The following is a 12,973-nucleotide window of genomic DNA, read 5'->3' as shown; positions in this document are numbered from 1 at the left end:
ACCGTCCGCCGCATGATCATTGTTGTTGCAAATTCAAAAGGGGGAGTTGGGAAGTCCACGCTGGCTGTCCATTTGGCCGCTTGGCTTTTTGAGCAGGGCCATACGGTAACTCTCGCCGATTGCGACACGCAGCATTCCTCCTCCGATTGGGCCGCCGAAGCGGTACCCGGAGTTAAAACGGTACGACTGGCCGACCCCGAAGAAATCTTGGATCGTTTGCCAACACTGAGCGAACACGCCGAGTATGTCGTCGCCGACGGCCCGGGCAGCAACACCGAAACCAGCCGGGCTTTGTTACTTCGAGCGGATCTGGCTATCGTCCCCTGCAAAGCCTCCATGTTGGAGGTGAGGGCGCTTTCCCAGGCCACCAAGGTCTTACGGCAATCCCAGGATATTCGGGGAGGCCATCCCGAAGCCGTGATCGTCCTTTCGATGGTGGGAAAAAACTATCGCTTGACGCAGGATATGAAGGATGCCGCCGAAGCTTTAGAACTTCCGCTGGCCAAGACTGCTTTAACTCTGAAGCAGATCTATGCCGATGCACCGGGGCAGGGAGCGGTCGTCTGGAAACTGGGGAGTCGGGGCCGCGAAGCCGCCGATGAGGTGCAGGCCCTTTTCCGGGAGCTACTGCCGGATGCGGTCGCCAGCAAAAAGCGAAGCAAAATCAAGAAATTGGAATCTGCTTAATTGTGGGAGGAAGACTCATGAAAGAGAGAAGACCATTAGTCGCCGGACTGAAGGATCCTATCGATCCAGCCATTGAAAAACAGTTTGTTTTTGGCAGCAAAGAAGCTGAGGAACCCGTCAAAATTCATCCGAAAGCCGTGGAAAGCCGCGATCCCAAAGGTCAACCGCCCATAAATCGAGTTCCATTTACTTCACGACTCCGTGCGGAATTCGCCAATGCTCTCAAGAGGGAATCCCTGGAACGGCAATTGAATAACCAGTATCCCAATTCCTTGCAGGAAGTGCTCGAGGAGGCTTTGGAGGACTGGATGCGAGCGAAGGGCTACTGGTCTTAGATTTCAGAAAGTCATTAAACGCCGTTTATTAGGCGCATATCCGGATCGAAAAACAAAATGCCCGGGAAATGGCTTTTTTAGAAGCGAAGAGGTTTTTTGATAGGGTAGGGGCTTCGATACGCCTTTCGCCTCAGGTTGCCCACGCTAATCGTTCATTGAAGGGAATAAATCGATCCCGGGAAGTCCCTTTCTGCTAAGCCACTTCCTTCTATCGATCTAGAGGATCGATTGGGAGCAGGGAAGGGACTTATCCACAGGTCCCGTGCGTTAAAAGAGTTATATTTATTGTTTAGGTTAAACAGTTAGGCTCCTTGGAACCGCTTGAAACTCAAGAATTTGTCGGGCGTTGGCGCGCCTAATAGGCCGAATCCATGCGCCCAATAGGCCAAATGAAACTGCGTCTAATAGGCCGAGCAGGTTGCGTCTAATAGGCCGTGTTGTATTGGAGGGGTCCGGGGATAACTTGCCCCGAAGAAGGAGTCCCAGAACTGTACGCCTAATAGGCCGATGACCGGCACTTTGCCGAAATCCTCTCCGAAATTCAGGATAATTACCCATAAATCGATTCGATTGCGTTCAAAGTCGGGAGAAGAGGGGACTCGAAAGGAGATCCGAAGGTGAAGAATTCACCCTAAATGCGCCCGATAGGCCGACCCTCGGAAATTTAAGTGACTGTTTTCAATCAATCCCTCAAACCGCAGCGGGCGTCAAACGCCGCTTTGGATTCCGTTCGAACTGGTAATTCGGATCATCGACCCCCAATTGGCTACGCCTCAGGAAATTGATGACCTCTTCCTCCTGCTCATTGCGATGCAGATAGAGCGAATATTCGGGTAATTGATTCAATTCGACCAGCTTCCGGACATCGATAGCGAAATCCGAAAACCGAGCTGTCGAACCGGACTTTTCATAAAGCTGCCGCATGGTAAACTGCCAGCCAATCTCCTGATGCCCGGCATGCTTCCGGGCAACCCGATAAAGCCATCGCTCTATACCGCCCGTGAGCAGGAAATAATCCTCGTGGATAGTCAGCACACCTCCCTTCATCACGATGCCTTGGAATAGCCAGTCGGGAATAGTAATGGTCATCCCCTGGGTTTCGCCCGTGGTTTCATCGGTGACCTCGGTCCAGCTTTCCAGCCAATGGAAGGAAGCGAACTTCTTTTTGCCATTGGCCCGGATATTCGTCCGAACCGCCGTATGGGTGAGGCGTTCCAGGGCTGCCCGCAATCGGACATAGTGATCCCCACCGATATCTCGACGAATGGACTTCAGCAGATTATGAGGATGGAATTTGAGAGTGCGATTGGCCGGAAGACCTCGGTCGAGAGCCTCCGTAATTTGAGTTGAAGCCCAAAGCAGAATATCGGCATCCCAGATGGTTGCCATGCCGAACTGGGGATTGGGACTGACTTCCACCCAAACATCGCCAACATGGTAAGCGATTGGAGTAATACGAGGTTTTTTGGAAAGGCTAAAAAATGGCCGCTCCATAGTATCCCGCTGGTCGCGGATCGGGATATCCGCAAAACTGGCGGCAAAGAGATCGGGCTGAAAATCGCCCTTGGGGGGAAGACGGCGGGGCATGATTCAAGAATACATACCCACTTGCTCTACGCAAGAGATTTATATCGCAAATAACCCAATAAGTATTCAGTTAGTAAATCGAAACATCAAGTTGTTTTCAGAAATTTTCGCTCGCGCAACCAACTGAAAAGGATCTTTACAACGTCCTCCATGATATTAAGTACAGCGTATTCGAGTTCATTGAATTCTTTCGCTGTGAATCCTAATCGATCTGTTCCATGGGAAACACCATTTCGTTTGTTAACAAGATTCCATACAGCCCCTTCATGGCTTCCGAATGTCTGGTCAGGAAATCCAAGGCGAAATAATATCTTCCGTATAACAACAGGCCAAAGATTGGATTCAGTATCTACAACTTTTTCTGCGGACAACTCAAGACGCGTTGTGTCTATGTTGGGCAAATTATCGATGAACTCGACTTGACGGTATAGTTGATGCAGCTTGGTATCATCAGCTGCTCTTTCACGAAAATAGGGATGCTTTGCTTGGCTTGATAAAGCCGAAAACAAATCGAAGAGACTTGCAGCAACCAAATGATTAACAGCATCTTTACATAAAATTCCTTCTGAATTTAGTGTCTTAACGTAGATTGAAAATGCCGCTTTCCAGAAGCCTTCAAAGTGCGCATACAGCATGACAACAAGAGCTCGTCGAAATTGGCAGCGTTCGTCATCATTTCGTAGGTCTGTCAATTGGTTTTTTAAGAAACGGAGTTCTTCCGAACGCCATCTAAGCTCATCTTCAAGCTCTGCGCGGATGTCGGCAAGGTTCATATGACTTTACCAATACGATCAGATACAAACTGGATCCTCTTTGTTAGTGATCCTTTCGTGTTTTTCCCACCTCCTGTCGTCAATTTAATAAACTCTTCGTCATACTTGATTTTCGTTGCTTCTGATTTCATTTTTTCTATTTGAGATGAGTTGGTGAGATCGAGACGCTCTAAGTGAGATTGCAGCCCTAGTGTAAATGCTTCATAATGTAACACACTAAAAGGATACTTCGATTGAGTCCCCGTACTCCTCTTAACAACCATGTAGAATGCGTCACTTCCGAGACATGCACGGAGAACTCCGAATGTTTTTTTGAACTTGAGGCGCTCTGAGGTGTAATCAAAAGGTACACCTTTCAGAGGGTCCGTTACAGCCTCCATGTATTCAGTCAGAAACGAACCGATTTCGTGGCTATATTTGTCAGGCCAGTTTTTAAATGCAAAGAATCTGAGAGCCAATTCTTGATCAAATTTCTTGTCGATCTGTTCTGAGCCCACATTCGAGGTACATTCGATGAAATCGGCTTCTTGACTGCAATCAATGATGAATTGATTGAAGGTGTTATCAAGGAGCCGAATAGTACAGTTTCGAATTTCTTGTTCACTCAGTAGTGCTCCTCCTGTATTCAACCGCTTGAACATGTGATATCTGAGACGTCTGTCGCTCTCTTTGCGAATCACTTCGACCCTAACAGAATGACGCTTGAGTTTGATGCGAAGTGCTTCGGGCAAATCATCGTATACGTGCCCATTTAGCGCTTCCACTATATCACAGTCGATCAGTTTCAGGTAATCATTAACCTTTATACTCCTATGAGGTGCTTTGAGCTTACCGCGATAATGGAAATATGATGAGATTCGCTGTAACCCGTCAATTAGTTCGTATCTCCCGCCCTCAACCTCGATCACGAAAATTGGAGGTAAGGGCAATTCTAAAATCAGAGATTCTATGAATCGAGATTCTTTTTCTTCTGGCCATCGGAAGAGCCTTTGATACTCTGGGTTAATAATCAGTTCGCCCTCCTCATGCATGCTAAGGAGTTCGTTGAAAGAATAGTCTTTGCCTTGAGTTCGAACCTTTGCTACCTGCTCGTCAGCTGCAGCAATAAGGGAGACAGGATCGATGGTTGGCATAATCCAAATTCCTCACGACGCTTTTCGAAACCAGAGCACGCTCTCGGTTGCACCCGAGTAAGTTCGGTATTTTTTGATCTTCGGATTCATTCTTGCCATCACAAGGTTAGCCTCGAAATCAAATCGGTTTTTTAAGGTCCAACCAAGATTTCGAGCCATCTCGCCGATATGCTTTGCAACATCAATGTGTACTTCTTTGTAAAAGGAGTCCTGTACCACAAGGACGCACTGGCCATCAGGTACCAGTACACGATTGATCTCTTGCAGTGATTCGTACATGGCAGCGTAGTATTGCAAGAACAGCTTGTGGTAATAGCTGCGTGATCCCTTCGAAGGATGTGTCTCAACTGCTTTTAAGAAATTTACGCAGTTTTCACCCCATCCTGATTTTGTTGAACTGGCTAAAGAGGTAACAACAGGACCACCCATCATAAGTCGCCGCAAAGAATCAAAATCTCTCTTCTGCGAATAACCAAGTACCGCCAATTCTGGCTTCGTGGCAATTGCGTAATCAATTCTTGTACAGTACGGCGGTGAAGCAATAACCGCATCGACACTCTTCTTTGCTAATGGAAGGTCACTAGATGAACCGAGGGAAATAATTGTGTTTGCTTGCCCAGAAATTGGTGCCACCCCAGCCAGCATTTCCCGAATATTCAAACGAAACTCATCGTAGACTTTTTCGGGGTTAGGTCGAATCCGACATTTGTCAGATTCCGGCGCTTTGATCCACGTTGGGTTGGTTGGTCGAAATCGCACGACGAGAGATCTGGTTGTTCGAAACAGAGCGACCAGAAAGAAAGCGGCAAGATCAGACACTAGACAAATATGGTCTGAGAGGAATACTTTCTCCCAAGCCTCGCTAGGCATCAGTATTTTGGAAATTGCGTCAGCTAATAATCGAGTTGGTAAAGCCCCAGCCGGGGTAAACCATTCCAAGAGGGGGTCGGTATAATGGATTCGCTTTTTCGTCTGCTTTGCTAAAGCAATAATCTCTTCTGCAAGTGGCAGCAAGCTTTCAACAACTCCTGGTGACAGTAATTTCGCCTTTGCGACAATAATCATGACTGGGTTAATATCGATACCGGTAGAGTCGATACCTTGCTCATGTGCAGTTGTTGTAGTGGTACCGCTCCCATTCCACGGGTCCAACACCCGCCCCTGATTATTCGGCATCACCTGAACTAATACGTCTCGAACAAACGCCCCTGAATATCCGGCATAGAAATTGAACCACGATTCTTTATTGGGCGTTTTCTGTTTCATCCGCTTCGGGTTGGAGAATATCATTCAGGAATTCGCCTCTGTAAATATTCATGGCACTTATGTCTGCTTTAAGTCAGTTTTTTCTATCATACGGATATCCTAAGCAGCCACCAAGAGCACCGATGTAAGGGAGCGTGCTTCAGAGACAGCGATATGGATTACCCGTTTTTCGAACAGTTTTTAGGTCGTTTTGGCTGTAAATTTGAGTAAGCAGTCATAAATTTATTGTGTTCGACGGGGAAGACGGACAAAAAATACCTCGAGAATACTTAGGATCCGACAATGCAAGTAACTACGACCGGATTCACGATCGCCGAATACTGTGACCAAATGGAGAAAGGATCAATCACGATCAATCGCGATTATCAGCGTTCCGATGCCGTCTGGCCACCCGCTGCTCGTTCGTATCTAATCGACACTATTCTCCACGGTTTCCCGATTCCGAAGTTCTGCCTATCTCAGAAAACTGACTTACGGAGTAGAAAGACAGTAAAGGAAATCGTTGACGGACAGCAAAGAAGCAAAGCAATTTTAGACTTCTATGAAAATAAATTCCGACTCACGGGAAAAAGCGAGTTCTCTGGAAGGTCGTACGATCAATTGGATCAAGGAGATAAACAACGATTCATCAGCTATTCCATATCCGCTGATGTGTTCGTAGGAGCGACGGATAATGAAATCCGCCAAGTGTTCCGCCGGATGAACTCCTACACGGTGCCGCTGAATCCACAAGAGAAACGTCACGCCACCCACCAAGGAGAGTTGAAATGGTTCATCGTTGAAGTGACAGAAAGATATGAGAATACGTTGAAATCAATTGGTGTCTTCACTGAAAAGCAACTTAGCAGAATGCAGGATTCAGGCCTTCTTTCAGAGATCGTTATGACTATGCTCACGGGAATAAAAACCGCATCGCAATCACTCTTGAATAAATTCTACACTGACAAAGATGCTGAGTTTCCAGAAGAACAGGACATGTCGACCAGGATAGACCAAGCATTTACCCATATCCTAAGATGGGAGCAAATTCATAACACTACCCTCATGAAACCATTCCAATTTTTCACATTTTTCCTTGCGATTTCCCACGCATTGAAGCCTTTGTCAGTCCTGAATTCTGTTTACCAGGCTTCGGCTTTGCGAACGTTTAACGATGACATCGTGCTGGCAAATCTGGGAGCGATTTCTGAGGCCTTGGATGCTGAGGACCCACCGGAATTTCTAATTAACTTCGTTTCAGCCAGTAGAGCTGGGACGAATACCAAGATAAATCGTGAGATGCGGTTCAAAACATACTCAACAGCAATGAGACCCCAGATGCTTCAATGAGACGAACAACTCGCCTCAAGAAAATCCGGAGAACCCTCCTAACTCAATTGAACCGATTACGGCGTGACATTCAAGGAATTCCCCCTAACGCCACTCTACGGGATATTGAAAAGGTAGTGGGATACGTGACCATTCAGCTTCTGAACGTCTGGTCGAACTTCATGCGCGGTTATTTCCTCGCATGCATGGCTCAGGCCAAGAAGTGTGGCGGGGGGTGGATTACTATTGCAAATCCTGGACTCAGTTTGAACCAATGTATTGGCCGTGCCGTTCTCTACTATAATCCTGGGGCTGTGCCTAATGCTGTTGGTGAGTATCAAAGACGACTCGAGCCAAAATGGTATCTCAGTAATACTCTATTAGAGTTATCAGTCTCCGAACGATTCTCAAATACATCTGATATTGCGGCCGCGCTCTCAATTAGCACACGGGTATTTGTCGATCTTCCAGTATTCCGAAATTACTTCGCACATAAGAATCAACACTCCCGACGTGCTGCTTCTAACCTTGCTCCCAACTATGGCATAGGTGTTCTGAATCGACCTAGCCTGATCTTACTGACATGTCCACTTTTAAGACCGCAAAGGTTAATTTACGACTGGATGGATGACCTTCGATTTGTTGCCGAGTATTTGTGCCATTAGTGATTTAGATTTTCCGCCTCCAACCACTGAGATTTGTAGTACGGAATATGATCGATGCCGTTTAACGTTTTTCGTATAAAATAAAAATCAATTATTAGAGCGGATGGGCCCGTCTTCCTTGATTGTGGGGTGGGCAACCCGTCGCTTCCATCCAGAAAAAGGGCGATCCGTGTTACTGTTAATTCGTTTATAAGAGACAGCGATTGACCGTCGCGCTCGGCAAGTCGACGACCGGATACGCGAACGCGTAATGGGCAACGACCTGACCTAGCTGCGTCGTTTCGCGTTCTCCCTGCTGAAGAACAACTACTCGAAGGACAGCCTCTGCAGCATGATGACCTACTACATCCTCAACGCTTCAATGCCCAGTCAGGTGCTTACAAGGAAATGGCATCTGACACGCGCCCGCCCTGCTGCCAAGCTTGCCTGTCAAGCATCCGGATGAAGAGGTATAACGGAAAATACAGCACTAAAAAAGTACAGAATTTAACTGCGAACTGGCCGATAATCAAGGGCCAAATATTGGCCTGTAGCGCTGTAAAGTAGCCAATGTATACAAAGAGGGCTGAGTCTAGGAATTGGCAGATGCAGGTCACGAACGCTCCAACCACTAGTGCCTTGTCCGCGCCGAAATATCGAATCAAGTAACTCATAAGTAGCATATCCAGTACGACTGTTATGATGTAGCCCATCAGGCTGGCAACGAAAAGCATCGAGACAGTGTGGCCAAACAATGAATTGTACTGGTCAGTGGAAATACCACCCCCATCCATGACCCGACCCGGTCCGGTTGAAGATACCACAAGCGCGATGTAGACAAATGGATATGATGCCATACCGAGAAGCACCGTCTTGACAGCCGCCTCCACGCCCTCGAACGCAACCATTAGGTGAAGGATTACGAAACAAAAGACATAGCACAGGCCACCGTGACTGAAGGATACACCTCGAATGTCGGCTAACTTCACTGCAAGAAAGTTGGACAACACCAAGGATACAACGAACGATACACGCAGTAACTGCGTCAACATAGCGCGCCGCTGATCCCGGTATCGAATCCCATCGAGAAACACTTCTATGGGCGTCTTGCGCGGAGTTCCGTCTGCGCTCCACAGGTAAACCAAGAGGTTGGCAGCGAGTAGGAGAAAGACGAAGACAGTCAGCGTACTGGCAAAGACCGCCGAGTTTTGATCTGGTTTGAGAGTATTAGGTGACAGATTGTGAAAGGCGTCGAAGACATCATCATTGGCAACGAGAACTGTAGCGATCATATAAACAATTATCGCAGCGATTTGATATAGACGGCCAATCAGTGCGGATCGAGCTGAAAAAATTGCTTCGTCACATCGGTCGAGTTGTGTTCTCTTTTTTTGCCGTAATGCTTCTTGCCATTCTTCCGACAGCCCGCCTGCGCACCCTTTGACAATGTTGAACACTGAAAATGCTACCACATCCATAGCAATATACCATCCGCATATCATCCATGTAGCAATGTGGATAGCAAAAATTGAGACAGTGACTAAAAGTGTTTTTAGTGCTATATATTGACGTTTCTTGGACTCACGCTCTGGATTGCGGAAGAATCTACGGAAAAGTGTCACTCCTATCAATTCCGTACTATTGATTATGTAGAACAGCAATGGTATGAATATCGTACAAAGTAAGGGGTATGTAGGAACCTTGTCGAACAACATCTTTATAGCTTTGATCGAGAAGTAAAACTGTGAGAATTGAAGCAGACCTTCCAAGAATCCGACAGCGAGAATGGATTCCCAGACATCCTTTTTAATTGAGTCGTGCTGCGACTGTATCTCTTCGGTGTCGCTATGGATATTTAGACCAGCCGACAGTTCTAGTTTTTGGATCCAGTAAAGGAGAAGCACCATTGGGACAATATTTATTAAGAAAATCAAAGAGTAACACCATGGTGACCGGCTTGCATTCGGATGGCAGATCAGCACTAAGCACCACACGAAGGCGCCGACCGCTGCAGCGGCAGTTGCTCCAGCAGTTTTACATTTGCGAAACTCACCTCCTGGCGATATTGGGCACTTCCCCGGCAAACGGATTCGGTCGTAGACTCGGCCAGACAATTTTGAGTCCACCCCATAGGTTAGTGCGAATGGCACTCCTGTGAACAATTGAAGCCACAAGTATCCAACAAGTATCCACCATGGCTCAATACCCACTGCCGATGCCACGAAGAGCCATACTCCGAGAGCGGCGCTTATGATAATCGTAGCCCAAGCTCCGAGTTTGATCGGTCTCGTAACTTGCGAGCTCTGTCTGATCCCTCCCAAGAGGCTGAGCCAGAGGATAATCGAAAGGGTACCGATACCGAAACTGATGAGACCCCATACATGGGACTCAGTAAGCGCGTAGGGTATTAGGGAAATGAGTGGAGTCGCTACGAAGGCGACGCTGAACAGCCTAACGTTGACCAAGCACGACAGAATGTCATGCGACGTATTCTGTGTGTGTTTATGGAGTTCACTTTTTACGCTCGGTACGCACCAGAACCACCGAGCGACGATAAGGAGAATATTTGTCATCGGTGAGGAAGGACCAATTGGGGGATGGGCTACTCAGTAGTAATACGCATGAAAGCCCTTACTCGATGCGCCGCGCATTATGGTATCTTGTGTCCCGTGTCGCCTAACATCTTTTATCTCAAACCCTTAAGCCGATCACGTGGGCAATCCAGTGGCGGATTTGCCGCGTATTCTAGTGATCCATAGCCTAAATGACGGCACCACACATGTCAAAGATGATTTCCAAAATTGCCCGGAATTTCCCGGCCAATCGGGAAATAATCGAACGAGTTGTTTAAACTCCGTCATTTTCAGTCCGGGTGAGTTTTGACGTGCGGTGTAGAGCGGTGTTGACCGCTTTCACGGTCAACCTTGAACCATACCGTTCCTGAACGGTATGTAATAGCTAGCCTAACCATCGAATACGAGCGAAAGCGCCTGCTGCTCATTCGTTGGTATCAAGTGCAAGTATCTTCGCCGGATTTCAGTTGTGTGCCCCATCCAGGAATCAATGAGCCGCTGATCGATCCCTTTGGCAGCGCAATTCGATGCGAAACTGTGCCGCAGCACATGCCAGCCCCGCAACACTTTCCATTTACTCCCGGCCAATGTCCTCTTGAAATGGTCATGTGCCTCATCTTCGGTGATCGGGACTGTGCTTGTCCGTGATTTCTTTCCGTGTTCGAGCCGACCCGATTGGCCGAATAGAAATGCTCCTCCTGGATGCTTCGCCAGCCATGCTTGCATTGCATCAATCAGGAATCCGGAAATCGGAATTCGTCGCAGCGTACTTTTGGTTTTTGACTTCTTCTTCTCGCGGATGAAAACATGCTTGGCTTCCAAGTCGATATCGGAAACCTGAAGGCGGAGTAATTCGGAACGTCTCGCGCCGGTATGAGCCGCGAAACAGAACATGGGATAAATCCAGGGATGAGTAGCGGACACTCGCACATGATCGAGAAGTTCGCCGATTTCTGGAAGGGTGAGAAAGACGCAATCCCAAAGATCGGCCGCTTCGCCCTCCGTGACATTACCTTTGGAAAGACGCTTTTCGATTTCCGGCCAAGTTTGGAAAGGAGGTTTCTCTTCGATCTTCGGAAAGGCCAACTTGTTGGCCGGGAATTCACCTTTGAGTAAAGTGGATTCTTTCGCCCAATTCCACACAGCACGCAACGTCTTGATTTCTTTGCGAATCGTATAGCCGCTTAGCTTCTTGCCCCTCAGTCCTTTCGCTTTGACACGCCGGTTGATATGTTTCTGCAAATCCGCAGAAGAGAGGGTCCGCAAATTGAACTTGGCTTCGAGAGTGCGTTCTATGTGCTTCAGGTGAATCTTGGCGGTGTAGAGGGTATTTGCTTCGAGCGCCCCGTTCCCGTGAGTTTGCAAATAGAGATCGCGGAGAAATTCCAGGGTGAGGGGGCCTTCTTCCTCGAGTGGTTCCGAAGTCACCTGACCATCAGTGAGAAGAAAATCGACGATTTTAACTCCTTTAGGCACGGCCAAGAGCTTTTGCCTTATTCGCATCAATAAATGTTCGATTTTCCCAACGAAGGCATTGGCCTCTTGGTCACTGACCTGGCCGATCGTAACCGTGTAACGTTTGCCCTGGAAAAGGAACTGACAGTAGTACGATTGATTTTTCTTCTGCAAGGACGCCATGACGATCTCCTACGGTCTATGTTACCGCAGTGCGAGTGCCATAAGTGCAGCAAAATTGCAGAAGCCAAATTGAGAGAAGTTGAAATCGGGCTTAGTCATTATTGACGTAAGCCCTTATGATTTCAGTAGATGCCGAGGACAGGAGTTGAACCTGCACCCCCTTGCGAGGACTAGCTCCTGAGGCTAGCGCGTCTGCCAATTCCGCCACCTCGGCTTAGGTGTCTATCCAGTTTAGGTTCCTAAACGGACACGTCAAGACAAGGCGCGGTTCACTTGGGCGCTTTCTCCCCCAATTTTTTCGGTTTGGAAGGCTTCCCCAGGCCCGGACCTGGCGTCCCCTAGCCAATTTTTACTGGCATAATCTGACATTCGTTTTTGGGCCGGGCAGATATAATCTAAGTGCCACCTCAGATAGACGAGCGAAATTACCGGGCAACGGAGGTTCAGGCCATGCGTCTCGACCATATAGCCTATCGCGTAGCGGACCGGCAAAAAACCGCCAACTTCTTCAGGGAAGCCTTCGGTTACACGGTTCAAACCGAGTTCGATATCGTTTTCGACGAAGGCGGTTCGGCCAAATGCATCGCTCTGGAGCCACCGGAAAAACTCAACGGCGAAATTCCCTGGAAGCTGTTCGCCGCTGGTTCCGAACAGGAGTATCACCTTCCTCCCGAGATCTTCATCTCGGACGGAACGGCCGATTCGGTCGTCGGCAAGTGGGTCGCGGCTCGCGGCGGTGTCGGCGGGATTCACCACCTCGCTTATCAGGTCGATTCGGTCGAAGAGAAGATGAAGGAGTGGCGGGATAAGGGTTTCGCCGAGTTCAGCACCGACGATGTTCTGAAGTGCCCGGGGCTGACCCAGGTCTTCACCAAACCCTCGGCCCTGACGGGAGTTATCTACGAGTTCATCAATCGGGGCAAGCACGGGTTCTGTAAGGATAATGTGAAAGATTTAATGAAAAGTACCAAGGACTTCCGGTAGTCCCGCGCTCAAAAACGGCGCAACCCGCATATCAGTTTCGGCCGC

At 48.1% G+C, this 12,973-nt stretch carries 10 protein-coding genes and 1 tRNA gene; 4 read left to right on the top strand and 7 right to left on the bottom strand.

Annotated elements, in window-relative coordinates; all coding sequences use genetic code 11:
* The first annotated feature begins 12 nt into the window (after nt 1-12).
* Both KIH39_RS18290 and KIH39_RS18285 read left to right on the top strand, forming a co-directional pair.
* A complete protein-coding gene (locus KIH39_RS18290; RefSeq protein WP_213494671.1) occupies nt 13-687 on the top strand; it encodes a division plane positioning ATPase MipZ in 675 nt (224 codons plus the stop codon).
* 17 nt (nt 688-704) lie between these two features.
* The gene (locus KIH39_RS18285) at nt 705-1,022 is read left to right on the top strand and encodes a hypothetical protein (protein ID WP_213494670.1); all 318 of its coding nucleotides are present in this window, start codon (nt 705-707) and stop codon (nt 1,020-1,022) included.
* A gap of 690 nt (nt 1,023-1,712) precedes the next feature.
* Here KIH39_RS18285 and KIH39_RS18280 read toward each other — a convergent pair.
* The 4 genes from KIH39_RS18280 to KIH39_RS18265 form a co-directional block, all read right to left on the bottom strand.
* Nucleotides 1,713-2,609 (bottom strand): replication initiator protein A, encoded by an 897-nt coding sequence (locus KIH39_RS18280; protein WP_213494669.1) that lies wholly within the window; start codon nt 2,607-2,609, stop codon nt 1,713-1,715.
* A gap of 86 nt (nt 2,610-2,695) precedes the next feature.
* The gene (locus KIH39_RS18275; RefSeq protein ID WP_213494668.1) at nt 2,696-3,382 is read right to left on the bottom strand and encodes an MAE_28990/MAE_18760 family HEPN-like nuclease; all 687 of its coding nucleotides are present in this window, start codon (nt 3,380-3,382) and stop codon (nt 2,696-2,698) included.
* Nucleotides 3,379-4,515, bottom strand: coding sequence for a DUF262 domain-containing protein (locus KIH39_RS18270; protein WP_213494667.1), 1,137 nt, complete (start codon nt 4,513-4,515; stop codon nt 3,379-3,381). Before KIH39_RS18270 ends, KIH39_RS18275 begins: the two co-directional genes overlap by 4 nt.
* Before the next feature lie 12 nt (nt 4,516-4,527).
* Nucleotides 4,528-5,805, bottom strand: coding sequence for a DNA methyltransferase (locus tag KIH39_RS18265; protein WP_213494666.1), 1,278 nt, complete (start codon nt 5,803-5,805; stop codon nt 4,528-4,530).
* A 258-nt stretch (nt 5,806-6,063) separates the two neighbouring features.
* On the opposite strand from KIH39_RS18265, the gene KIH39_RS18260 reads away from it, so the two are divergent.
* On the top strand, nt 6,064-7,110 hold the full coding sequence (locus KIH39_RS18260; RefSeq protein WP_213494665.1) for a DUF262 domain-containing protein: 1,047 nt from the start codon (nt 6,064-6,066) through the stop codon (nt 7,108-7,110).
* A 1,021-nt stretch (nt 7,111-8,131) separates the two neighbouring features.
* On the opposite strand, the gene KIH39_RS18255 is transcribed toward KIH39_RS18260, so the two are convergent.
* From KIH39_RS18255 to KIH39_RS18245, 3 genes are all read right to left on the bottom strand, one after another.
* Nucleotides 8,132-9,955 carry a VUT family protein gene (locus tag KIH39_RS18255; protein ID WP_213494664.1) on the bottom strand — a complete coding sequence of 608 codons (1,824 nt, stop codon included), beginning with the start codon at nt 9,953-9,955 and terminating at the stop codon, nt 8,132-8,134.
* A gap of 741 nt (nt 9,956-10,696) precedes the next feature.
* Nucleotides 10,697-11,944, bottom strand: coding sequence for a tyrosine-type recombinase/integrase (locus tag KIH39_RS18250; protein ID WP_213494663.1), 1,248 nt, complete (start codon nt 11,942-11,944; stop codon nt 10,697-10,699).
* Between the two features lie 130 nt (nt 11,945-12,074).
* Nucleotides 12,075-12,158: transfer RNA gene (locus KIH39_RS18245), tRNA-Leu, on the bottom strand.
* Nucleotides 12,159-12,394: 236 nt separating this feature from the next.
* Here KIH39_RS18245 and KIH39_RS18240 point away from each other — a divergent pair.
* Nucleotides 12,395-12,928 (top strand): VOC family protein, encoded by a 534-nt coding sequence (locus KIH39_RS18240; protein WP_213494662.1) that lies wholly within the window; start codon nt 12,395-12,397, stop codon nt 12,926-12,928.
* The last annotated feature ends 45 nt before the right edge of the window (nt 12,929-12,973 follow it).

Source organism: Telmatocola sphagniphila (assembly GCF_018398935.1).
Taxonomy (GTDB): Bacteria; Planctomycetota; Planctomycetia; order Gemmatales; family Gemmataceae; genus Telmatocola; species Telmatocola sphagniphila.
The sequence above is the reverse complement of the archived record's forward strand: the minus strand, read 5'-3'. Positions and strand labels throughout refer to the sequence as shown.